The organism is Blautia difficilis (genome assembly GCF_014297245.1).
In the GTDB taxonomy this organism is placed as follows: Bacteria; Bacillota; Clostridia; order Lachnospirales; family Lachnospiraceae; genus Blautia_A; species Blautia_A difficilis.
The window spans coordinates 1-950 of record NZ_JACOQG010000086.1 but is presented as its reverse complement, the minus strand read 5'-3'; the positions used below and the strand labels follow the sequence as shown (position 1 = coordinate 950).

At 36.6% G+C, this 950-nt stretch carries 1 protein-coding gene; it reads right to left on the bottom strand.

From position 1 onward, the window contains the following. Positions 1 to 775 (bottom strand): transposase (locus H8Z82_RS16930; RefSeq protein ID WP_186995763.1); only part of this gene is annotated, 775 nt, incomplete at its 3' end. Between the last annotated feature and the right edge of the window lie 175 nt (positions 776 to 950).

Genomic DNA, 950 nt, shown 5'->3' with positions numbered 1-950 from the left:
GTATAGGCACATCGGAAGTACCTTCTTTTGAAGTTCCCTGAAGAACGGAAATCATATCACCATTGCATTTTTTTGACAAATTGATTCCCTCTTTCAGTCTCATAACACAGAGATGCCCATGCTCTGCACAGTAACGGAACATATCTTCTGAATAATAGCCTCTGTCAAAAATAATAATACTGTTGTTATATAGTCCCACATCTTCAAGAACTTTAAGATGTTCTAATGCAGCTGCTCGTTCAGAAGAGAGAAATTTATGGATAGATGCATGAAGGATATAATCATCCAGAACATCATAAATTATGGAAGCCAGTCCCATGGTATAATGCCGGTTTGGATCAGGATAGCTGGACATTTCGCCAAAGAAATCAAAAGTTGATTTTGAATTAGGAAGTTCAATCCTGGAACCATCTACTGCAAAAAGATGATAACCCTGCCACAGCTTTCTTGAAGGGATCTGGCTGTAAAACAGATCAACAGAAAGATAATAAAGTTCCTTGAACAGTGAAGGATTAATGAACTGTCTGGCTTTGGAAAGTGCCTGTTTAGAAACATCTGGAAAAGAAAGCGTGCCCAGTTCTTCTCTGATCTGTGAAAGATTCTGGAACATGGAAGCTTTTGAAGAGAAGAATAGATAAAGAATAACTTGCAAAAGGGAAAGTTTTCTCCTCCGTACAAAATGTTTTTCCACCCGATGGGGTTCCAGTTTAACCTGATCTGTGATATAATCTTTAATGGATTGGACGATATTTTTACAAATATTGGTTCGATTCATATGGCATACCTCCTAAGTATTGGAATAGATAAATATTTCGCTGGTAACGTAATATTGCTTAATCTATAAACCACATATTTAGGGGGATATGTCAAGATATTTATATAAAAAAATCCAGAATATAAGCCCAGAATGCTGAAAATTCAACCATTCTGGGCTTAAGTTGACCACATTG